Below are 24,052 nucleotides of genomic sequence, written 5' to 3' on the forward strand. Positions count from 1 at the left end.
TTTAATATAATGATGATATTTTTTAAAATTTCAAAAATAAATATATTTTTATTTTTGATAATTAATTTTTGTGCAAATGCACAACATATCAAACAAGCAACGTTTAAAGTTTTTGGCAATTGTGAGTTATGTCAAAATCGTATTGTTAAAACTTTAAAAATTCCTTATATCAAAACTGTCCATTGGGATATCGACACGCAATTACTTACTATTCATTTTGATTCAATAAAAATGCCTCTTTCAAAAATTAAAGAAAATTTGGCAAATGTTGGTCATGATACAGAAGATTATAGATCCCATGATGCTGTATATGCAAAATTACCCCCTTGTTGTCAATATGAAAGACCCGTGCAAAAAGTATTGTCAACCAACTTAAATGAAGTTGTGCTTATAAACAGAAAACCAACAACTTATGTTTCAAAATTAAGCGTAAGGAATACAACAACCATGGGGGCAAAAGAGTTGTTAAAAGCGGCTTGTTGTAATTTGTCTGAAAGTTTTGAAACAAATCCAAGCATAGATGTTAGTTTTACGGATGCTGTTTTGGGTGTCAAACAGATTGCAATGTTGGGACTTTCAGGAAATTATGCACAAATCACAACCGAGAATATTTCTGAAATTAAAGGTTTGTCTGGAAATTTTGGTATGACTTTTATTCCTGGCCCTTGGATAGAAAGCATACAAATTACAAAGGGAACAGGGTCTGTAGCTAATGGATATGAAAGTATGACTGGACAAATCAATATTGAAACATTAAAGCCAGATAAAATGCCCCCTTTTTTTCTGAATTTATACTATAATGAATTAGGAAGAACAGAAATAAATTTTCATTTAGCTAAAAAAATTACTTCAAATTGGAGTACGGCATTATTTACTCATGCCAATGGTGTATTTAGAAAAAATGACCAAAATAGCGATGGTTTTTTGGATATTCCAACAGGTAATCAAATCAATATCATGAATCGATGGAGGTATGATAACAATCGAGGGTTTGTGGCACAATGGATGCTAAAAGCATTGAAAGATACTCGACGGGCAGGTCAATTGGCATTTCATGAAAATACGGATCAATTTACAACAAACCAGTATGGAGTTGGTATTAATGTACAAAATTATACTTTTTCTGGTAAATTGGGTTATGTTTTTGAGAATCAAAAATACCAATCTATTGGTTTGCTTTGGTCTGGAAATCAATTTAATAACGATGCTTATTATGGGTTCAATACCTATTATGGAAAACAACAATCTTTTCAAGCGAGTCTGATTTTTCAATCGATATGGAATACAACAGAACATCAATACCGTTTGGGTTTACAATATCAGAATGATCGTTTTTTTGAAACACTTTCAAGCCTAAATTTTGTAAGACATGAAAAAGATTTAGGTGCTTTTGTTGAATATACTTTTGTACCCCATGCCAATTTTTCAGCAGTTTTTGGATTGAGAATGGATTTACATAATGGCTATCAAACCCAATTGACACCCCGTTGGAACTTCAAATATCAAGTTACAGATAATACCATACTGAGAGTTTCTGCAGGATCTGGTTTTAGAACAGCTTCTATTTTGTCTGAAAATTCAAATTTTTTGATGAGTTCTAAAACATTTTTTTATAAGAATGCACATTTGCCATTTGCTTATGGATTTGAACCAGAAAAATCTTGGAATTTTGGAATTTCTATTCAACAACAATTTCGATTAAATAATCAGGATGGCACTGTTATATTAGATGCTTTTCAAACCCATTTTCAGAACCAAGTTGTTGTAGATACAGACTCTAATATCAATCAAATTCAATTTTATAATCTTGAAGGTCAGTCATTTAGTAAAACATATCAGTTAGAAATTAATTATGAAATGATTCCAAAATTAGATGTTCGATTGGCTTATAAATACATGGATGTAAAAACTACTTACAATCAACAACTTTTGGAAAAACCTTTAACTTCCAAAAATAGGGCATTTATAAATTTGGCTTATGAACTAGACAACCACCTTCACTTTGATTTTACAACTCAGTGGATTGGATCAAAACGATTAATGGCAACCGCTCAAAACCCATTGAACGAAACAGGAAATACGTTTTCACCTGCATATTGTCAAATTTCTGGGCAAGTATCAAAAACATTTTACAAAAAATGGGATGCTTATATTGGAGTTGAAAATGCAACAAATTTCAAACAACAAAATTTATTTATAGATGGAGATCAGCCTTTTAGTCCTTATTTTAATGCTACAAATATTTGGGGGCCCATAAATGGTAGGATGCTATATTTTGGGTTAAGATACCATGTGCTATAATGTGGTTGTGTGTAAAAAAAGAGACGAAATACGGTAAATTTCGTCTCGTTTTTTTCTTATAGATTACAAAATAATAGAGTATTAAACGTAGTATTTGTTTGTTTTATGCTAATTATTAGAAAGATCTATATTGGATATTATATCTGTAAATATAACAAAACCAAATACTCAAAATTTATTTTACGCAATATATCTAAATTTTTATAAGAAATAGAATCGTAAATTTAAAGGGCTGCAAAGTCAAGATAGTGTCAAGCTAAAAATAGTTGAAAACTAATTTATGCTATACAATAGCTAGTTGTGGATAGTCATTTAGAATATTATTCGGTGATTAATTTTTCTAAAATAGTGATAAATTCATTACCATTGGATAAAGTTAATTCGCCACGATCATTTTCAAAATAGGGTATTCCGCCTTCTATTTGCTTGATAATTCCATTTTTATCTAAAAAAATATTTACAGGATATGAATTGAATCCTAATTTTGTTGTTAGTTGTGTATTTTCTACAATGTGATTAAAACGATAATTTTTTTTTGAAATAATATTTTGAACTTTCTGTTTGTCATCATAAGTTATAGCTATAAAATTACATTTATCTATGTATTTATCTCTAATTTCATTTAAAATGGGAATTTCTTCTAGGCACGGACTACAATTGCAAAACCATAAATTAATTAATGTTGGCTTGCCCTTTAAGGAATCAAGATGGATTTTTTTGTTATTGATTGTTACTACATTTTTTAAAGGAAACGGTTTACCTATTAATTTTCTTTTGCTATTTATTTCTTTTTCCAATTTTTTTGGTGTTTCGGTAAAATGCCAAATGTAAGAATACAATATTGAATCATTAGTTTTTCTAATAAAGTTCAATTCTTCATAAACTTTTGTTTTGTTATTTATAACTTGAATTTGTTCAAGAGATTGAAGTAAATTCTTTCGATATTCAAATTCATTTTGAATTAATGAATTGCCATTGACGAAATATTTTTTTTGTTGTCCAAAAATAAATGATGATATGAAAAATATTATAATAGGTAATTTTAAATTCATTTATTAATTTTTTTTAAATTTGTTATTTATTTCAAATATTAGTTGTAAATTAATACCTTTAATTTGTAATTTGATGTAAATTTAATTAAATATTTTAAAATTAGTACAATAATAGTAATTTTTTTTATAAAAATTGTAAATAAAACGAGGTTTGATAGCAATTTAATTTCCATTACATCAGTTTGACAAGGGTTTTATACCATGTTTTATATATTTTATTTATGCTATTTGATTAAAATAGCAATTGATATAAAGAACTTTATTATAAATTTTAATTTATAATTTTTGCTGAATTTTAATTAATAATATACAAAATATGCTTTTTAGATATGCAAGGCACACTACTGATTTACAGAAAATAGAAAATTTTTATACCAACATTATTGGATTAGAAGTTTTAGGAAGATTTGAAGATCATAATGGTTATCATGGTATTTTTTTGGGTTTGAAAACTGTTGATTGGCATTTAGAATTTACCACATCGGCAACTAGGCCCAAAAGCACGTTTGATGATGATGATTTATTGGTTTTTTATGTATCTACTGCCATTGAAATAGAGATTATAAAACGTTATTTGGATAAGCATCAAATTGCTATTGAGAAACCTAAAAATCCTTATTGTATGCAACATGGTGTCATGTTTTCAGATCCAGATGGTTATAAAATTGTATTTGCAATCCGACATTTGTTGTTTACTTCAAACGATGAACTTACACGTTTGGTTGTTGCCAGAGGGATTTCTAATTGGAGTGAGCTGGTTGCTACTGTACAAAAAATGCCTTATGGTCGTAACACAAATAGATCAGATTTTTCGCTTGTATTGAAAGAAAATAAAGGAACATGCAGTTCTAAACATTCATTTTTGAAAAAAGTAGCCGATGTTAATGGATTTGGAAAAGTGCAACTTATGTTGGGAATGTATCAAATGCATGAAAAGAATACACCAAAAATTGGGCAAACGATTCAAAATGCGGGTTTGCAGTATATACCAGAAGCACATTGTTACTTGAAAATGAATCATTTGCGGATAGACATTACGCATGAAAAAGCTGATTTTTCACTATTGGCCCATGACATTATGGAAGAACAGGAAATTGAACCTGAGCAAGTTGGGATTTTTAAAATTAATTATCATACATCATTTATAAAGAGATGGATTCAAGAACAGTCTATTGGAATGGACTTTGATACTGTATGGAATATTAGAGAAAATTGTATTCAGATGCTTGAGTTGTAATATTTATTTTATAAATATATTTGGTATCATTTGTAAATTATATATTTTATATTAATATAAAAAAATCCTTAATTACTGATTGTAGTATTAAGGATTTTTGAATTTAATTTATATTAGAGGTAAGTTGTTATGATTTGAATCTACCTTTTTTTATGAAGCACCCCGACCTGAACGGAGCTCTTTTTTTCTTGCCGCTCAACGTATTATTGGTTTTTGCGGCAAGAAAAAAAAGCGGGAGTGGAGGGCGGATTAGGTGCCCTAAAAATTATAGTTTTGGACCTGCTTCTACTAATTTTTCGCCTGCCTCGTTGTGGGTATATTGAACGAAATTTTTCACAAACAAATCGGCTAGTTGAGTAGCTTTTGCAGCCCATTCGCTGGCATCAGCATAGGTATTTCTTGGATCGAGTATAGCAGTATTTACGTCGTGTAAATGGGTTGGAACGCTCAAATTGAATATTGGAATATTGGTAGTTTCGGCCTCCTCTATAGATCCATCTAAAATGGCATCGATGATGGCTCTGGTATCTTTGATAGAAATTCTTTTGCCTGTACCATTCCAACCCGTATTTACCATATAGGCTTTGGCTTGGTGTTGTTCCATTTTTTTTACAAGTTCTTCGCCATATTGAGTAGGATGAAGCGAAAGGAAGGCTTTGCCAAAACAAGCAGAAAAAGTAGGTTGAGGCTCGGTTACACCTCTTTCGGTACCTGCTAATTTTGCAGTAAAACCTGATAAGAAATAGTATTTTGTTTGTTCTGGAGTAAGTTTAGATACGGGAGGTAATACACCAAAAGCATCTGCTGTAAGGAAAATGACTTTTGTAGCGTGTCCTGCTTTAGAAACAGGTTTTACGATGTTGTTGATGTGGTAAATAGGATAAGAAACACGGGTATTTTGAGTAACCGAACCATCTGCAAAATTGATTTTGCCGTTTTCATCTACGGTAACATTTTCTAAAAGAGCGTCTTTTTTGATGGCTCCAAAAATATCTGGTTCGTTTTCTTGGCTCAAATCGATGGTTTTGGCATAGCATCCGCCTTCAAAATTGAAAACCCCTTCGTTGTCCCATCCGTGTTCGTCGTCGCCAATGAGTTCTCTTTTTGGATCAGTAGAAAGGGTGGTTTTGCCAGTTCCTGAAAGGCCAAAAAATACGGCTACATCGCCATTTTTACCTTTGTTTGCGGAGCAGTGCATCGAGGCTATACCTTGTAATGGAAGGTAGTAATTCATCATAGAAAACAAACCTTTTTTCATTTCGCCACCATACCAAGTGCCGCCAATTAACTGCATTTTTTCGGTTAAATTGAAGGCAACATATACTTCTGAGTTTAAACCATGTGCCGCAAAATCTTTAAATTCTGATTTTGAAGCATTGAGTACAATAAAATCTGGTTCGCCATAAGTTTCGAGTTCGGCCTCTGTGGGTCTGATGAACATATTTTTAACAAAATGAGCCTGCCAAGCCACTTCTACAATAAAACGTACTTTGAGGCGGGTGTTTTCGTTTGCACCACAAAAAGTATCTACAACATACAATTTTTTGTTAGACAGTTGTTGTAAGGTGTTTTGTTTTAGGGCATCCCAAGTGTTTGTTGAAATGGGTTTGTTATCATTTTTGGCTTTGTCTGAAGTCCACCACACGGTGTCTCTTGTAATATCGTCTTCTACAATGTATTTGTCTTTTGGCGAGCGTCCAGTAAACACACCCGTCATAACGTTTACAGCACCAAGTTCTGTTAGTTGTCCTTTTTCGTAGCCTTGCAAGTCTGCATTTAACTCCTCTTGAAACAATGCCTCGTACGATGGGTTGTAGATAATTTCTGAGGTATTAAGGATTCCATATTTTTCTAACGAAATCGATTTCGTGGTTTGAATGTTGTTTTCCATAAATGTTTTGTTTAATGTTTTGTGTGTGTGTTGTTATAAAATTTAATAAAAGATGTGCTAATTTTAATGTCTATATTGATTTCAAATGGGATTTACTTTTTTGTAATAAAAAAGTATATGGTTGAGTGTCAATTCATTTAACGCAATCGATTTCGTAAATTGAATATAATTTCCCATTGAATGTTGGTGCTTATGAATTTGTAATAAAGTGCAAAGGTAAAAATTATATTTTATATAAGATTTATTTTCTAACTTTTTTATTTTATTTTGTTAAAAGTTTGTTTTAAGGCTAGCGACCAGCCCATAATAAGAAGTATGCCTCCAATGGGCGTAAGGATGCCAAAGGGTTTAAAATGAATATGTGTAATAGCAGCAGTTGCCAAAATGTATATAGATCCTGAAAAAAGTAGCACACCAAAACTTATAAATAAAGTGATGTTTTTGATACCTTTGGGAGTAAATAATTGATTATTGGCAATAAAAATCAAAAAAAGGGCATGATACATTTGGTATTTTACACCAGTTTCAAATGTTTGTATGTCTGTGGGAGTAATATATTTTTTGAGCCCGTGAGCTGCAAAGGCACCTAAAATTATAGCAGAAATGCCCAAAAACAGCGCTATTTGTATGGTTTTTATGTTCATTTTGGGGGCTATTTTATATTGAAATAATGATTTATTTTGTTATTTTTTTAAGAATCCAATCGGTAACAATTTTATCTGTTGGCAGAATGCCAGGAGCTATTATTTTTTCTAATTCGCCATTTTCATTGATTAAAAATTTTTGAAAATTCCATTCAACAAAAGAATCTGCAAAACCATTTTTGCTTTTTTGGGTTAAAAATTGGTAAATAGGGTGTATGTCTCTGCCTTTAACAGAAATTTTACTCATCATCGGAAAAGTAACCCCGTAGTTTTGAGTACAAAAAGTAACAATTTCTTGATTTGTACCAGGTTCTTGCTCGCCAAAATTATTGGCAGGAAAACCTATAATAATAAAATTTTGATTTTTATAACGGTTGTAAATGGTTTCTAAATCTTTATATTGTGGAGTGTGTCCACATTTTGAAGCGGTGTTTACAATCATGATTTTTTTTCCTTTCAAAGAGGCAAAATCAAATTCTTTTCCTTCAATGTCTTTCACTTTATATGAATGTATGGTTTTATTGTTTTGAGCGTGCATACCAATTGATATTAAAAATAATAAAATGCTGATAATTTGAAGTGCTTTTTTCATTTTGTAAGATTAAATAAGAATTTATTTTTTATAGTATTTTTTAAATTTAAAATAGGAAATAGCTCCAATAAAACTAATGAAACCAAAACATTGAGCAATCCAACTTAACGATTTTGCCTCGCCGCTGGCATAAGAATGTAAACCAGATAGATGGAAATTTACGCCATAATAAGTAAACAAAATGGCAATAAAGGCATACATGCTCATTAAGCTAAACAACCATTTGCTTCTCAAAGCGGGTACAAATCGAGCATGAATTACAAAGGCATAAACCATGATGCTAATAAGTGCCCACGTTTCCTTAGGATCCCAGCCCCAATACCTTCCCCAACTTTCGTTGGCCCATTGTCCGCCAAGAAAGTTACCAATTGTAAGCATGATCAAACCAACGGTTAGTGCCATTTCATTGATAATTGACAGCTCTTGTATGTGTAAGGTCATGGTTTTTTGATTGTTTTTGGTTGTAAAAACCATTAAAAGTAAGGTAACAAAACCTAAAATCATGCCTAGAGCAAACGGGCCATAACTGGCCACTATTACCGCAACGTGTATCATTAACCAATAGGAATTGAGTACGGGTTGTAAATTGGCTATTTCTGGATCTATCCAATTGGCGCTTGCGGCGGCTAAAATCATGGCAGTAACAAATGCTGCAGAGGCAACTGTAAGTTTGGATTTGATGTCAAATGATAAGCCAAAAAACATGGCTGCCCAAGCAACATACACTATCGATTCATAGGCATTGCTCCAAGGAGCATGACCGGCAATATACCATCGAGCAATCAAATCGATAGTATGAACTACAAAGGTTAACCCTATTACTAGATGAATAAAATGGATTAATAGTTTTAAAAGTTGATGGTTTGTAAAAATTTGGATTAAAACCAACACAAACATTAATGAGGCAAGGGTCAAATAGATATATGGTAGTTTTTGTAATGTATTGTATTTATTATATAATATTTCTGTATCTATTTTTTGTTGTGTGGGTAATACTTTATTTCCGTATTTTTTTTGATATTTCATCATGCCATCCAAATAAAAATCAGATTCTTTATATTGTTTGGTTGTAGCAGCATTTTGTAATGACATTACATAAATAGGCAAAATTTGTTTGGTAAACACAGCATCCATGCCCGTTAATTTGACTTCTGATAATTCTGGATATGAAACCCATTTGTTGTTTACATCATTTGGAATTGGAAAAATTTTCAAAATGCTTCCAAATAAAGCCGAATTCATCAAATTGACTTTTTTATCACTTTCAACAATGTCTTTTTCAAATTGATTTGGATTGGCAGTTCGAGCAGCATCGTCTAAATATTTAGACAATTTGTAGTTGCCTTTATCATCAAAAAAGTTTACAAAACGAGCCATTTTTTGCTGGGCTGGAATACCAATTATTTTGCGTATGCTGTCGTTACCTGGTTTAATGTAGATAATTGGCATTTGTAACCACACATTTGAAAACTGTGTCATTGACAAAAATACCTGATCGGCATTCATGTCTTTGTACTTATCAGAATGACTTACTTTTCTTAATAATTCAGATGAAAATGTATTGATAGGTTTCATTCTACCCCCTAAATCCTGGATAATCAAACGGCCAAATTTTGCAGCATGTATTTCATCAACCTTATATTTGTTGATGATAGAATCCAATTGTTGGTCGGTGGGCACGTTAGTTTGATGGTTTTGAGCTACTAGATTAAAACTTGTACATAAAATAATTAATAACAGATTTTTCTTTGATTTTACAATTTCTAATTTTCTTTTCAAATCGGCAAATCGAGAATCTTTTACAAATAAAATAGCCATTAATGATAAAAATAAGATGAAATATCCGATATATGTAATCCAAGTACCCCAAAAATCATGACTTACAGATAAAACTGTTCCTTTTTCGTCGGGATCAAAAGACGATTGAAAAAATCGGTATCCTTTGTAGTCTAATACATGGTTCATAAATATTTTATAATCAAAATTGTTTTGGTCTAAAACGGAAATATGACTTTCGTAAGAAGAATAACTTTTTTCAGTACCAGGATATTTTTGTGCCACAAAATCGTTGAGTTTGATTTGAAACGGCAGCGTATAGGCTTTGCTTCCATAAGCAAGTGTAAATTCTAATTTTCCAATTTTAATGATTTGCGGTTCGCCTTGTTTGCCTTTTGATCCAACAACGGTAACATCCTTTGTTTGATTGTTGGTTTTGATAGTCAAAATGAGGGCATCATCTTGTTTTTTGGCCTTAAAATCGTGGCTTGACACCATTTCTATAAAACCAATTTTTGCAGGTTCAGGAAAAACAAATTGACTACCCCCTACATTGTATAAAGAACGCATCATTAGTGGAGCTTCGGTGTTTTTTGAAACATTTCCTTGCATTTTATCAGCCATTCGCATAAAATTACCATCAAAAGGTGTGTTTATGCTGTAAACGTTATTTTTAATAGAAATATTTATGGCTCCTTTTACAAATTTGTTTAATGAAAATAGTATGTTGTGAATGTCAATCACTTCCCCTTCTTTTAAATAATGTTCGTGTCTGTTGCCTCCTCCAGACTCCACCATTTTAAAAAATAATTTCCCTTTTTTGTCTTCTTTTATGGCTTCATGAGCCCCCATAATGTAAGATTTTAATGAAATTTCAAAAGGTGTACCACTGAAAGCTTCTTTTAAAATAAAATGATTATTTGTAGCTTCAGAAAACAATACTGGTTTTTCAAAAGTACGTCTTTTTAAAGCACCTTGATGCTCGCCATCTACAAAAATACTTATAAAATTTTTATCAGAATAAAATTTGTTCTCTGTAACACCTTCTCTAATAGGCATTACACCTTCAAAACTAATGTATCTTGTGATAAAAGCTCCCGTTATAATAAAAATAAAAGACAAATGTAAGAGCAGTGTTGCCCATTTTTCTTTTTTATACAGTTGGTATCGTTTGATATTTCCAGCAAAATTTAATACAAATACCAACATAATTCCTTCAAACCACCAAGCATTGTAAATCCAAATTCGGGCAGTATCTGTGTTGTATTTGCTTTCTATAAAAGTACCTACTCCCATGGCAATAGCAAATCCTAAAAATAAAATTGCCATTAATCGTGTAGAAAAAAGTATGTTTTTTAATTTATTTACCATTTTAATTGATAGTAATTTTCAAGATTAGTCATTTTTGCAAAAGTAACTATTTTTATTGTCAATTATTCAAACTTTATAGTGTTTTTAAGGAAATTTTAATAGTTTAAAAGTTGAAAGTTGTTGTATTGAAGTCTTGAAATAGATGAAGGTTTGGCTTGTAAGGTTTAATTGTTAAATCCTAAAAACACATAGCAAATTTGTAAATTTTTAAGATGGAATGTAGTTTTTTATTGAATTTTGCATTAGAGACAGGAGTGGAAATCCTTTTAGAAGCCCCCCAGCCCCCAAAAGGGGTGTTGTATTGTACGAATATAATTTGTTAATATGATAATCAAAAAAGATTTTACAAAATTATATTTCTTTTTTGAGTTCAATGAACATTGTTTGCAACGAATAGCTCCAACCTTGGGGAACGCCCAAAAAACATTAATTTATAACTTGTTTATTTTAGATTAATCTAATTTTTAATTAAAAATAAAATTTATAAGAATAATTTGTAATTTTAAATTCTTTGCGGTTTTGTCAATCTTTTGAATTCAGAAAATTTGAATCCAAAAAATTATTTAATCTTTTACATCAAAACTATATTCTGGAATTTTACCTTTAACGTTTTTAAAATTTTGTAATAAAATAGGTAAATCATTTTCGTAATTACCACTGGGTTGCAAAGGATTGCCAAAACTTACTTTTTTTTGGCCAAAGTTAAATGCTACAGGAATTATGGGTACATTTGCTTTTAATGCAATATAATAAAATCCCGATTTTAATTCTGTAACTTTTTTTCGGGTACCTTCAGGAGCTATGGCTAGTCTAAAAGTTTCTCGTGATTCAAATAAAGCAGCAATGCTATCTACTTTATTCAACCCTCCCGAACGGTCTAATGGAGCTCCGCCCATGTATTTGAAATAATAAGAAAGTGGAAACTTAAATAGTTCTCTTTTTCCCACCCAATTCATTTCTAATTCGGTTATTCCTCGTGTGAAAATTCCTAAATAAAAATCATGTGCACTCGTGTGTGGCACCACCATTAAAATACATTTTTTAATATTTGGATTTAATGAACCTTCTATTTTCCAACCCATTAATTTGAAAAAGATCCATTCATATATTTTTTTTTTCATTCTAAAAGCAAATTTTTTACAAATAAAACAATTATTTTGCAAAAAGTTAACTTTTTCTGTTTTTTTTTCTAATTTTAAGTTTATGGTGATTGCTATTAATTTTTATTAAAAAGTTTTATTATTTGTATCATTTATATTTATTCAAATAAAATTATATAAAATTAATTAAATTTTTATTAAATTATACTATTCATTACATTTTTCATTACATTTTTTAACAAACTTTATACAACGATTTTATTTACAAATTGTACTTCAAACTAAAAATGATATACCTTGGTTGCACCACATATTGCGAAGTTCTTGTAGAAAACTGCGTAAAACTATCATCGTTTAAGGAGGTGGTATTGAGCAAGTTGGTTGCTGCAATCTTGTACTCAAACTTGCTGTCTTTTTTTTGATAAATTAAACTTGCGGTCAAAAAGTCGTATTTGTTATTTATAGTTTTGGATGAATTGTAATAATTATAAAATTCATACTCGGCTACAAACGAAAAACGCTTTAAGAAATAATAATCTAATCTTGCAAAAGGCTTGTCTGTAAAGAATTTTGAATTGTTATAATCATTTATGGTCAATGCGTAACCAACTTCTAGATTTGGTAAATTTTTGTAATTGGTAGATGCAGATATGGTATAGTTTTGTGTGTAACTATCTGTTGTGATTAAACTTCCGTTTTGAATATTATTAAATTTTGACCAACTCAAATTGGTAGAAAAATTGGCTTTATACCTTTTTAAAAAAGACCTTCCATAAGCTCCTCTTGCACTCAAAGACTCATCTGCAAATTGAGAATTAAATGGCAACGATGTTTGGTTTACGCCATTGAAAACCGAACTTGTTTTTATTGCATCTACCGTTTTAGAATAGTTTAAAAATGCCGAAATATTCTCCATATTAAACATATTATACTTAAAATATCTCAAAGAATGTGTTTGTTGTGTTGCGTTTTCTAGCGTTCTAGAACCTGCTGTAAGATTGTTGTAGTTGCTAAATATAAAGCCTTCTGCAAGTTTATTGATATCCGTAAAACTGTTGGTTATTGCAAAATTATAGGTCAACGATTCTGCCTTTTTTATCTGATAAATAGCTAAAAAATCTGGCAATATTTTATTGAATTTTCTACTAAAATCTGTTCCTTTTTGAGTGTTTTTCATGTCAAAGGTGTGCAAACTCAAACCAGGTGTAAATGTAAATTTGCCCATCAATATTTTATAATGAAGACCCAAAAATATATCGCTAAAATTATAATTTACTTTATTGTTATTGGACTGATCTGTTAGCTCATTTACTGCATTATTATCCAATATTTGAAACATATTGGAATTGAAATTTTGATGCGAAAAAGTGGTTCCAACGGTAAAGTTTATATTGCTTTTATTGGTTAGCATATAATAGTAATCTACTTTTGCATCTATTTTGTTTGTTTTTACAAATCTATTTTGATTGATGTTGTTTCTGTTTTGTCCTGTTGCATACCCAGATAAATTGAAGGGTTGCGATTGAAGGTTGGCATTATAAAATGGGTTTTCATCTTGATACAGATGTTGCATTTCTATTGCATAAATATTCTTGTCGTTTTGTGTGAAATAAATACTCAAATTTTGATTTACAGATACAGGTGTCTGATTTTTGTTTGACAAAATAGATTCGGTAAGCGAGGTGTTGTTTACAACAGACTCTCGTAATAAGTCGCTAGCCTCATTTTGTTTAGAAAATTTGGTCAAAATATCATAATCCATTTGAAACTTTGCATTTGGCTTGTATGACGAACTGAGTTTGAACAAACCTAAATCATTTCGTTGATGTGCGATGTCTGTTTTATTTTCTGTTGATGCAATTGCAGACGAATTGGGCTTCAAATTGTTTACTTGAGACTTAGTTAACAAATCTGTCTTGCTTGATGACAAAATACCAAATCCGCTCAAACTCCAAGATTTTGTAACATTATATGAAAAATTGGTTGCCCCAAAATGAGTGTTTATTTCACTTGCTCTATTGTTTCTCAGTAGTGAAATTCCTAAGTCATTGGAAGCTATATTAAAACTACTTCCGCCTTTTGCCATCATGTTTCTAAAACCGCCTGTGAGTTTAAAATAATCCTGAATTGTAAGTGGCAACTCGCCAATATTATTAAAATTGGTTATCAGATTAACGCTATATTTGGGATTATAATAAAACAATTTTGGGTTTACAATATACCTTTTTGTGTCATTTATACCTGCTCCTGCGGTAACATCTCCAAACCAAAAATTCTTTTTGCCAGATTTCAGTTTGATGTTCATTGCCACATTATCTTGGTTGTTTTCTACCCCTTTCAATATCGAATTTTCATTATAATTTCGCAAAACTTGTACTTTGTCTATGGCGTCTGCCGGAATATTTTTTACGCCAAGTTTGGTGTCTCCGTCAAAAAAATCTTTGCCTTCCACCATTAGTTTAGAAACTTTTTTCCCTTCTACTTCTACTTCACCATCGGCATTTACTTCTACCCCAGGTAATTTTTTCAACACATCTTCTAGTTTTCTTTCTGTTCCAGATTTAAAAGAATCTGCATTATATACAATGGTGTCTCCCTTTATAGATACAGGCATTTCTCTCACAATTTCTACATCGTTCAAGGCAATTCCGCTGTATTCCATTGTTATGTTTTGCACTATATTTTCTCCTTTGGTTGCAACTGTCATTTCTTTGTTTTGCATGCCAATAAAACTCAATTTTATTATATAATTGCTATTTGCCTTTAGATTCAATACAAATTTTCCTTTGTCGTTGGTTATTGCATAAGCATCCATCGCCTTGGTAGCAGCGTTTAGCGCCATTACGTTTGCCATTTCAACAGGCACTTTATCTGTGTCAATAACAATTCCTTCAAACTTTATATTTTGAGAAAAAGATATAGAACAAACTAGCAACAATAGTATTAAAATTGATTTTTTCATTATGTTTTTTGTTTTTTTTTAACGCATCATTCTTATTTGCATGCCGCCTCTTCCTTGATTCATTTCTCTAAACTCTTCAAGCTTTTTTATTACGGTTTGGTCAAACTCTTCTTGTCCAATAACTTTACCTTTGGTAGATGGTTTAATTTCTGCTTTGTCTTTTGGGTTCAACACAATTTTAGAACACAATATGGTCGTTTTACCATCATTTACCTCTAGTATCAACCCTGGCAAGCCCCAGTAGGTTTCTGGTCCTTGATTTACAGGAATTTCTGGTGTGTACCATGCCGTTACGGTAATTTCTTTGGGCATTTCTAGGTTGTCTATAAAGTTGGTTTTGCCTTCGTTTTCTTTTTTGGCAACAGTATCTTTTTTTACTTCACCTTCTTTTTTTGGTCTAAAATTTCTAAAATCGGTTTTACTTGCAGCTTTTATTGCAGTTGCTTTGTAGCAGGTATAGCCTCCTATCACACGACTTTCAGACCCCAATGTCCAGTTGAGCTTTGGCAATGAATCTTTTACCAAAAACTCTTTTCCCATAAAATCTTTATCAACTGTATAGGTTTTTTCTTTTACGTTTTTATAAAAAGTGCCTCCGCCTCCAGACATAGAGTTCACCATTACTCGCATTCCGCCTCCTTGTGTAGCTGTTGGGTCTAGTTTCTCTTCTTCTTTATATATAGATGCCGACTTGTCAAAATTCAAAATAAACGTCTTCTCAAACATTTTTTTCATTCGATCTTCAATGCTTTTTTGCATCTCGGGTGTAATTTCTTTATTGCCCTCAAACCTTTGTTTAAAGTCGCTCATACTGGTTTTTGACTCATAAATAGCCACTCCTTGAAAATCTTTTTGCGGATAAACAAAACCAGAAACTATCAACATCAAACCTAAAAATATTTTTTTCATATTGAGTAAATTTTATATTATTTTATCAACCAACAAATTTGTCCATTTTTTCCAAATATGTTATTAATTTTATGTTAAAATATATTGATTAGGCCCATTATTCCAAAACAAAATATAAAATTATCGAATGTATTTGTTATTTTAATCTAATAAAAATAATAATATTAATTTTTAGCACAACTACTTGCTTTCAAAGCACACCACAACCCGCCATTCGTTGTATCTTTTTGATTATAAAGCCCAAAAAAAAGCTTTATAATCAAAAAGGATGCCACTACTGTCGGGGCTAATAATGGGCTATTTATCTTTCAAATTTTCAAATTAAATTGGTAGTTTTTACATTCAAATCAAGTCATTAAATCGTATAATGATGTTTTAACTAGAAATATATTTTATGATAATATATTAAAAATATTAAATTATTTATAAAATTAATAAAAATTGCGTTATGTTTTTGAATTCAATTAAAATAATAAAAAACATCATAAAGTTCTTGTTTTAAATTATTCAAATGCGGTTTTAGTCTTAGGTTTTAATCATTTGAAGGTTTTAGAATATTTTAATCAACATAAATTAGCATTTATTTTATATTTTTTTTCTTACAAAAAATCATAGATTGGCATTTTACGGCAACATATTACACAAGAATACCAAAAAAGGAACAAGATGGAATAAACGCAAGGCAGTGATAAATAAAATTTTATTTATACATTGGAGGTGGAGGCGGTAATAATACTTTTACACTTTCAAAATTCAATTTTTTAGTTATTTTGGTTAATTTTAACTTGCTTTTCGTAAAATAAATCCAATTTGAAAGAGAATCTAATTCTTTTGAAATTTTATAACTGTGAACTAATACCTTTTTCTCAAAATCACCTTGTTTAATAATAATATTGAAAGCACTTCCATCACTGTAATTTTCAAAATATTCTGCATTAATTTTACTAAAGTTTACTTTCTTAATTAATCTACACAATTCTTTTTTTTGTTTTTGGTTCGATTTTTAATAAATTCTTCCGTATTTTTATTTTGGCAAAAGAAATCTCTATTTGAGTAGTTGTATTATTTGTTTAGGTTTATAAAGTACAACAAAACTTTACACCCTTTTTTAGGTCAGTAACTATCCGAATAAAAATACATATCCTTTTAGGCAAACCATTGTTAAAGTTTATTCTTTGATCATGATTTGCCTTTTTATGGGGTAGTTTTTCTTTTTTTTTGCTTATGTAGTTCAATGACAAGGGTTTAAAGCAATCATTTAAACTAAAAATTTAGGCTTTTACTATTACTTTTAATACAAAATATTCAAGAAATTCAAATAACTATATTTTATGAAGTGTTTGTAATTAAAAACTTTTTCATTGTTATTTTTAGCATTTCCATCATACACAACAAAATATTGATTATTAAGATTAACAACATCTAAATGATGCATACCGTGAGTAAAAGCTTTAATATTTTTTTGAGGTTTTAAAAACCATTTTTTATATTCTTTCATGTCAATGTGATTATCAAAATCAATTTTTAATTCATAAAGAGACAATCCTGTTCCATATCCATTTGTATTATTTTGAATAGGAAAAATAATTTTGTTATCATATTGTATTATTCTCCCTCCGGGTCTTGATTCTGTTCCCATAATTATTGGTTTTTCTATTTTTTTAAAATTTCCATGTAAATCATTTGAAAACCAACAATATAACCGATCATTTTGACATCCAAATAAATATAATTTATTATTTTTTTGCAATAAAGTTGGGTCTTTAATATTATTAAATGGCAATATTACCCTTTCTTTTTTCCATTTTAAAGGAAAATTTTCAGATTTATATAAAATAACACTTCCTGATTTTTGTGTTTCAGGTAGCATATAAATTTGATTTTTATAAACAAAAACTTGAGGATAAGATAAATGAAAAGGTTCATCAAGTGCAACACCTAAATATTTGAATTTTACATTTACAGTATCTTTTGAATAAAATACACTAATATCGCCGTTTTCTTTATAAACATGTTCAACAAATACATATATGCCCGATTTATCTTTATAAATAAATGGGTCGGCAATAAAATCAAAAGACATATTGCTTTTAATTTCATTTTTCAATAATTTTTTTCCTATAATTGGATAAATATTATTCAATGAGTTTATTTTTCCAATCCCTACTTGCCATCCACTTACATTTTTATCTAAATAAATATTTGGTTTATCAATCAAACTAAATATTATAATGAAAAGCGTAACTAAAAATGCTATGATATATTTGATATTTTGGTATATTTTCATCTAACTACAATTTAAAAATATTAAAATTACTACATGATTTTTTATGCAAAAATATGTTTTTTTATTTTTATTTTTTAAATTTAAATTGATTTTTATTGCTTATTTTTCAAGAATTCAATTCAGCAGAGTTAATTTAAAATAAATCTAAATAATTAAACAGAAAGCAGTAAAAAAAATGAAGTCAAGTATTTTAATATTTAGTACCTTTGAACATTTAGTTCATTACAATTTAATTAATTTATATTAAATATTTTAATTTAACTACATTTTGTAAATAAATAAATTGTTTTTTTTAAAAATTAAAATAATATATTTGGTTTATAAAAAATATATGATTAACATATATAATGAAAATTAAAATCAACAGTAAATTTTGATGCTATATTAACATCTTCATACATTACTAATAAATTGTAATAATTTTAAAGTAAAAATATTTTATTCCAAATATACAGATAAAATATTTATATTTGTTTTGAAAATATAGAAGTAGATACGTAAAAAATAAAAAGATGAAATTAAAATTTTTGATATTATTTTTTGTAATATTACTACAATTTGCCTGTAAAACTACTACAAACCAAATGGTTCAAAAGCAAAAAGAGGGATTGTGGGTAGAATATGACACTTTGGATGTTGTATATAAAACTATTGGAAAATACCAACAGAATAATCAAATAGGTACATGGAAGTATTATAGAAATAATAAATTGATACGAAAAGAAAAGTATTATAAGGATACTTGCAAAACAAAATTTTATCATCCGAATGGTAAATTACAAAAAAAAGGTTACACCACTTTTGAAGTAAAAGACCATTTAAACCATTGGTATTATTTTGGAAAATGGCAGTATTATGACAAAAACAGACACTATTTACATTCAAAATATTATTACAAAGGTAAACCTTCGGATAGTGCATTTACTGATTATCAGGAAAATGAAATGCGATTCAGTACCCATTGAAGGTATCCGAATAAGATGTTATACCAAATATATTTATAAAATAGTCCAAAGATGAGTAGTTATTTTTTAGAAAAAATTTTCAAAAAAAATCGTAGCATAGCTAGGCTACGGAACTATTTTTTTGGATAATTTTAGCAAAAAAGAACAAGTAGATTGGACTATTTTATATGTATATTTGGTATTAAACCCTTTTTGGCAAATCATTGTTAAAGTTTATTCTTTGACCATGATTTGCCTCTTTATAGATTTTATTTTCATTTGTTATTTAACTTATGTAGTTCAATGACAAAGGTTTAAAGCAATCATTTTAAATGAAAAATTTAAACTGTTAATACTGCAACATGAACTCCATTTTTTGTCTTACTTTTTCGATGTTGGGTAGCATTGTTTGTTCTAAAATGCTGTTGAGTGGAATGGCAGGCATATTTTCGGCTCCTAAAACCATAACAGGTGCATCTAGCTGCTGGAAACATTGTTCTTGTATCAATCCTGCCAAGCTTCGGGCAAAGGAATTATTTACGGGTTCTTCTGTTAGTACTAAACATTTTTTTGTTTTTTGAACCGACTTAAAAATTGATAGTTCGTCTAACGGATACAGGGTTCTCAAATCGATAATTTCTACTTGATTTTTTAAATTTTCTGAGGCATTCAAAGCCCAGTGAACTCCCATTCCGTAGGTAATTACGGTTAAAGTTTCTTGGGTTTCTTGTGGCCAAATTTCCTGAACAAGATTAGCTTTGCCAAATGGCAAAATATAATCTTCGCTGGGTTCGTTTACTTTTGCAGCATCGGTACCTTTTACTTTACTCCAATACAGTCCTTTGTGCTCTAAAATTACCACTGGATTGGGGTCGTAGTAGGCGGCTTTTAGCAAGCCTTTCAAGTCGGCACCATTACTTGGATAAGCAATTTTGATGCCTCTTATATTGGTTAAAATACTTTCTATCGACGACGAATGGTATGGCCCGCCGCTGCCATAAGCCCCAATTGGCACCCTCAAAATCATGCTTACAGGCCATTTGCCATTTGATAAGTAGCACGAACGACTGACCTCTGTAAACAACTGATTGAGAGCCGGCCAAATATAATCGGCAAATTGTACTTCGACTATGGGTTTCAAGCCAACGGCAGACATTCCAACGGTGGATCCTACAATAAAGGCCTCTTGAATGGGGGTATTAAAAACCCTGTTGTTACCAAATTTTTGTGCCAATGTTGCGGCTTCTCTAAAAACACCACCCAGCCTTGCACCAACATCTTGCCCATATAGCAAACATTCAGGATGTTTTTTCATGAGTTCTTCTACTGCAAATAAAGCACAATCGACCATCATCACTTTATCTTCCCTCATTGGGTTGCGATTGCCTGTTTCTTCCATGATGGGAGTTGGTGCAAAATCGTGAGTAAATAAATCCTCTGGAACGGGATCGGCAGCTTGGAGTGCCTTTTCAAAGTCTGATTGAACTTGTGTAACTGCTTCTTTTTCAATAGTTTGAATGGTATTTACATCACAGCCCATGGCTATTAATTGTTTGATAATAATAGGGTAGGGGTCTCTGGTTTTTGCTTCTTCCAAATCGTCTCGATACCATTCCATCCTAACGCCAGAAGTATGATGATTGAGCAAAGGTACCTTTGCATGTACCAAAAAAGGCCGACGCTCAACTCTAATGGTATTAATTACTTTTTGAAGTGTAGTATAACATTCAGAAAAATCAGATCCATCAATAGTTAGGGCCTCTATGCCATGAAATCCTTTGGCATATTCAAAAGCATTTTGAGCCCTAGTTTCATGGGCATTTGCAGAAATATCCCAACCATTGTCTTGAATCAAATATAAAATGGGCAGTTGTTTTAAGGTTGCCATTTGTAAGGCTTCGGCTACTTCGCCTTCTGTTACTGCGGCATCGCCTAATGAACAAACTACAATACCCTTTGCCTCTAATGGGGAAATTTCATCTGCAAAACCTTCTCCTTCTGGGGTTGGGAAGGTTTTTTCTTTGTACCAAAAACCCATTGCCGCTCCTGTTGCAGGTATGGCTTGCATGCCAGTTGCCGATGATTGATGTGGGATTTTTGGTTTGTTGGACTCGTTCAAGCTTGGATGACAATAATACGTTCGACCTCCTGAAAAAGGGTCGTCTTTTTTGGCCATCAATTGCAGCATCAATTGGTAGGGGCTTAGATCCATTCCCAGCAACATGGCATCGTCTCGATAATAAGGATACACAAAATCTTGTGGCAATAGTTGCATTGCCAACGCAATTTGTATGGCTTCGTGCCCACGAGATGTAGCATGAACATATTTTGAAACCAATTTGAATTGTACTTCATACCATTGTGTCATGGCCTTTGCCGTTGCCATTACCGAAAAAGCTTTCTTTAGAATTTTTATATCTAACATATAAGATAATATTTATGAAATAATAATTTTATTGTAATTTTTAATTATCAATATAAATAACCATTATACTTCTAACGTCCAACCAAATTCATCTTGAATTTCTTGTGTTTTTATAGCATTTAAAGTATCGTTTACCCATACTGAAATGGGGTTTTCGTTGGGCAAAGTAATGGTAAAAGTACTATTGCCAATTTCTTTGATCATAGCAATACCAACGGCCGTTCCTGTTCCAAAGGCTTCTTCTAACGTACCTTTATCAAAGGCTTCTATAATTTCAGTAATTGTAATTGGTCTTTCTGTAACGGCAAATCCTTTACTTTTTAACAATGTTATAACACTCATTCGAGTTATACCAGACAAAATAGTTCCTGTTAAATTAGGAGTATAAAACTGACCATTAATTTTAAAAAAAATATTCATTGTGCCCACCTCTTGAATGTATTCAAAATGTTGAGCATCTAACCACAAAACCTGATCATATCCTTTGGCTTTTGCCAATTCTGTTGGTCTGATGGCTGCGGCATAATTGCCTGCTGTTTTGGCTTCGCCAGTGCCACCATTTGCAGCTCTAATGAATTTTTTTTCGACGAATAATTTTATTTTTTGAGCATACATGGGTTTTGTTGGCGATGCCATAATGATAAATTTATAACTGGTAGCGGCCCTCATTCCAATAAAAGCTTCGTCGGCATACATAAAAGGCCTGATATATAAGGCACTTCCTTTTGCTTGTGGGATCCAATTTTTTTCTAATGCTGTAAATTTTTTTAAGGCTTCAACAAATAAATCTTCGGGAAATAATGGCATTCCCATTCTATCGGCACTATTATTCAATCTTTTGGCATTGTCTTGAGGTCTAAATAAAATCGGAGTACCATTTGTTCCTAATGTAGCTTTCATTCCTTCAAAAATAGCCTGACCATAATGTAGTGCCATGGCAGCAGGGTGTGTTGGGATTAATGCTAAAGGCTCTATTCTTGGTTGTTGCCATTGGCCGTTTTGGTAGTCGCAAATAAAAACATGATCGGTAAAATGGGTGCCCATTAAAAGGGAATTTAAGTCTATTTCTGAAACTTTTGATGTATTTGCTTTATTTATTTGAATCGAATATCTCATTTTTTTATAACTTATTTTAACTACATTAATATAAAAAATCTACTTTTTCTTCTAATAATTGGCCTACTTTGGTCAAAAACGACCCTGCCAAAAAGCCATCAACTACCCGATGGTCAAAAGATAATGACAAATACATCATGCTTCTGATAGCAATTTCGTCGCCATTTGGGGTACTGATAACTTCAGGACGTTTTTTGATTAATCCAAAGGCGATAATGGCAACCTCAGGCTGGTTGATAATAGGAGTTCCCATGAGACTTCCAAAAGTACCCACGTTTGAAATGGTAATGGTACTGCCTTGAACTTGTTCGGGTTTGAGCTTGTTTGTTCGGGCGGCTTCGGCTAAATGATTGACCTCTTTTGCTAGAGAAACTATGTTTTTTTGATTGGCATTTTTTACAACGGGTACAATCAAATTCCCGCTAGGAAGTGCCGTTGCCATACCAATATGTATGTTTTGATGGACAATAATTTGGTCGTTATCTACAGAAACGTTCATTAAAGGAAACGAAGTTACTGCTTTTGCTACTGCTTGTACGAAAAAGGGTGTAAATGTTAATTTTTCGTTTGTTTTTTCAAAAAACAATGCTTTGTTGTCTTGCCTCCATTGTGCCAAATGGGTAACATCAACTTCGATAAAAGAGGTTACATGTGGCGATGTTTGCTTGGAATATACCATGTGTCCTGCAATCAGCTGTCGCATCCTATCCATGGTAACGATGTGGTCCTGAGCAGCATCAAAATGGATTTGAGGTTTAGCATAAACTGCTTTTTTTTGTCCTTCGTCGTTCCATTTTCTACTTTCTAAAGGGTATTTTCTGTTTTTTAAATATTTGAAAACATCGCTTTTTTGCAAGCGACCATTGGATCCAGACCCAGCAATGGATTGTAATTCTTCTATTGAAAGGTGCTCTTTTTGTGCAATTGCAATAATTAATGGAGATAAAAACGAGTTACTACCCAATCGACTGGACTTTATAGAAGCTTCATTGGGTATTTCAGTAACAAATTGGTTATCAACAATGTTACTTTTGAATGTGGCCATTGTATGGAAATCAGTCGTATTGTTATGTGATTTTTCGTTAATATCAGATGCATGATGAATAGAGGCTAAGGGGCTAATCGTAGCTAAAACATGGCCAACTGGAACCACGTCATTTTTTTGAAAATGAATTGCCGTTATGGTACCAGCTATTGGAGATGCAATGTCGCTATCTACTTTATCTGTTGCAACTTCGACAAGGGTTTCTTCTGCTTGCACAAAATCGCCCACATTTTTCAACCAACTAATTATAGTTGCCTCCGTCATGCTTTCGCCCATTTTAGGCATTTTGAATTCAAACATAGTCATTTTTATTTGGTTTTTTTGGTTTCAAGTTTCGAGTTTCAGGTTTCAGGTTTTTTTGTATCAGGTTTCAAGTTTCAGGTTTCAAGTTTCAGGTTTT

The 24,052-nt window shown here is 31.2% G+C and carries 16 protein-coding genes; 3 read left to right on the forward strand and 13 right to left on the reverse strand.

Annotation, left to right across the window (positions count from 1 at the left end):
* The first annotated feature begins 231 nt into the window (after positions 1 to 231).
* Complete coding sequence (locus FBFL15_RS07520) at positions 232 to 2,301, forward strand: TonB-dependent receptor plug domain-containing protein (protein WP_158309091.1); 2,070 nt, start codon at positions 232 to 234, stop codon at positions 2,299 to 2,301.
* Positions 2,302 to 2,621: 320 nt separating this feature from the next.
* On the opposite strand, the gene FBFL15_RS07525 is transcribed toward FBFL15_RS07520, so the two are convergent.
* Entirely contained in the window at positions 2,622 to 3,353 is a 732-nt protein-coding gene (locus FBFL15_RS07525) for a TlpA family protein disulfide reductase (RefSeq protein WP_014084018.1), read from the reverse strand.
* 316 nt (positions 3,354 to 3,669) lie between these two features.
* On the opposite strand from FBFL15_RS07525, the gene FBFL15_RS16150 reads away from it, so the two are divergent.
* The gene (locus FBFL15_RS16150; RefSeq protein WP_014084019.1) at positions 3,670 to 4,590 is read left to right on the forward strand and encodes a VOC family protein; all 921 of its coding nucleotides are present in this window, start codon (positions 3,670 to 3,672) and stop codon (positions 4,588 to 4,590) included.
* A 265-nt stretch (positions 4,591 to 4,855) separates the two neighbouring features.
* Here FBFL15_RS16150 and pckA read toward each other — a convergent pair whose 3' ends face one another.
* The 9 genes from pckA to FBFL15_RS07575 all read right to left on the reverse strand — a co-directional run bounded on the left by pckA (position 4,856) and on the right by FBFL15_RS07575 (position 18,122).
* Positions 4,856 to 6,481 (reverse strand): phosphoenolpyruvate carboxykinase (ATP), encoded by a 1,626-nt coding sequence (gene pckA / locus FBFL15_RS07535; protein WP_014084020.1) that lies wholly within the window; start codon positions 6,479 to 6,481, stop codon positions 4,856 to 4,858.
* 257 nt (positions 6,482 to 6,738) lie between these two features.
* On the reverse strand, positions 6,739 to 7,125 hold the full coding sequence (locus FBFL15_RS07540; RefSeq protein ID WP_014084021.1) for a DUF423 domain-containing protein: 387 nt from the start codon (positions 7,123 to 7,125) through the stop codon (positions 6,739 to 6,741).
* 31 nt (positions 7,126 to 7,156) lie between these two features.
* Complete coding sequence (locus FBFL15_RS07545; RefSeq protein ID WP_014084022.1) at positions 7,157 to 7,717, reverse strand: glutathione peroxidase; 561 nt, start codon at positions 7,715 to 7,717, stop codon at positions 7,157 to 7,159.
* A gap of 21 nt (positions 7,718 to 7,738) precedes the next feature.
* Entirely contained in the window at positions 7,739 to 10,864 is a 3,126-nt protein-coding gene (locus FBFL15_RS07550) for a cytochrome c biogenesis protein (RefSeq protein ID WP_014084023.1), read from the reverse strand.
* Between the two features lie 563 nt (positions 10,865 to 11,427).
* Positions 11,428 to 11,985, reverse strand: a complete 558-nt coding sequence (locus tag FBFL15_RS07555; protein WP_014084024.1) for a 1-acyl-sn-glycerol-3-phosphate acyltransferase — start codon at positions 11,983 to 11,985, stop codon at positions 11,428 to 11,430.
* A gap of 241 nt (positions 11,986 to 12,226) precedes the next feature.
* Positions 12,227 to 14,926, reverse strand: a complete 2,700-nt coding sequence (locus tag FBFL15_RS07560; protein ID WP_014084025.1) for a TonB-dependent receptor — start codon at positions 14,924 to 14,926, stop codon at positions 12,227 to 12,229.
* A gap of 18 nt (positions 14,927 to 14,944) precedes the next feature.
* Positions 14,945 to 15,835 carry a GLPGLI family protein gene (locus FBFL15_RS07565; protein ID WP_014084026.1) on the reverse strand — a complete coding sequence of 297 codons (891 nt, stop codon included), beginning with the start codon at positions 15,833 to 15,835 and terminating at the stop codon, positions 14,945 to 14,947.
* Positions 15,836 to 16,535: 700 nt separating this feature from the next.
* Positions 16,536 to 16,811, reverse strand: a complete 276-nt coding sequence (locus FBFL15_RS07570; protein WP_014084027.1) for a hypothetical protein — start codon at positions 16,809 to 16,811, stop codon at positions 16,536 to 16,538.
* 315 nt (positions 16,812 to 17,126) lie between these two features.
* Positions 17,127 to 18,122, reverse strand: a complete 996-nt coding sequence (locus FBFL15_RS07575) for a glucosamine inositolphosphorylceramide transferase family protein (RefSeq protein WP_014084028.1) — start codon at positions 18,120 to 18,122, stop codon at positions 17,127 to 17,129.
* Between the two features lie 512 nt (positions 18,123 to 18,634).
* Between FBFL15_RS07575 and FBFL15_RS07580 the strand changes: the two genes are divergently transcribed.
* A complete protein-coding gene (locus FBFL15_RS07580) occupies positions 18,635 to 19,087 on the forward strand; it encodes a hypothetical protein (RefSeq protein ID WP_050881286.1) in 453 nt (150 codons plus the stop codon).
* Positions 19,088 to 19,415: 328 nt separating this feature from the next.
* Here the strand turns inward: FBFL15_RS07580 and FBFL15_RS07585 are convergent, their stop codons facing one another.
* The 3 genes from FBFL15_RS07585 to FBFL15_RS07595 form a co-directional block, all read right to left on the reverse strand.
* The gene (locus FBFL15_RS07585) at positions 19,416 to 21,491 is read right to left on the reverse strand and encodes an alpha-ketoacid dehydrogenase subunit alpha/beta (protein WP_014084030.1); all 2,076 of its coding nucleotides are present in this window, start codon (positions 21,489 to 21,491) and stop codon (positions 19,416 to 19,418) included.
* A 63-nt stretch (positions 21,492 to 21,554) separates the two neighbouring features.
* Complete coding sequence (locus FBFL15_RS07590) at positions 21,555 to 22,607, reverse strand: branched-chain amino acid aminotransferase (protein ID WP_014084031.1); 1,053 nt, start codon at positions 22,605 to 22,607, stop codon at positions 21,555 to 21,557.
* Between the two features lie 25 nt (positions 22,608 to 22,632).
* Positions 22,633 to 23,958 (reverse strand): dihydrolipoamide acetyltransferase family protein, encoded by a 1,326-nt coding sequence (locus FBFL15_RS07595; RefSeq protein ID WP_014084032.1) that lies wholly within the window; start codon positions 23,956 to 23,958, stop codon positions 22,633 to 22,635.
* Between the last annotated feature and the right edge of the window lie 94 nt (positions 23,959 to 24,052).

This window comes from Flavobacterium branchiophilum FL-15 (genome assembly GCF_000253275.1).
Classification (GTDB): Bacteria; Bacteroidota; Bacteroidia; order Flavobacteriales; family Flavobacteriaceae; genus Flavobacterium; species Flavobacterium branchiophilum.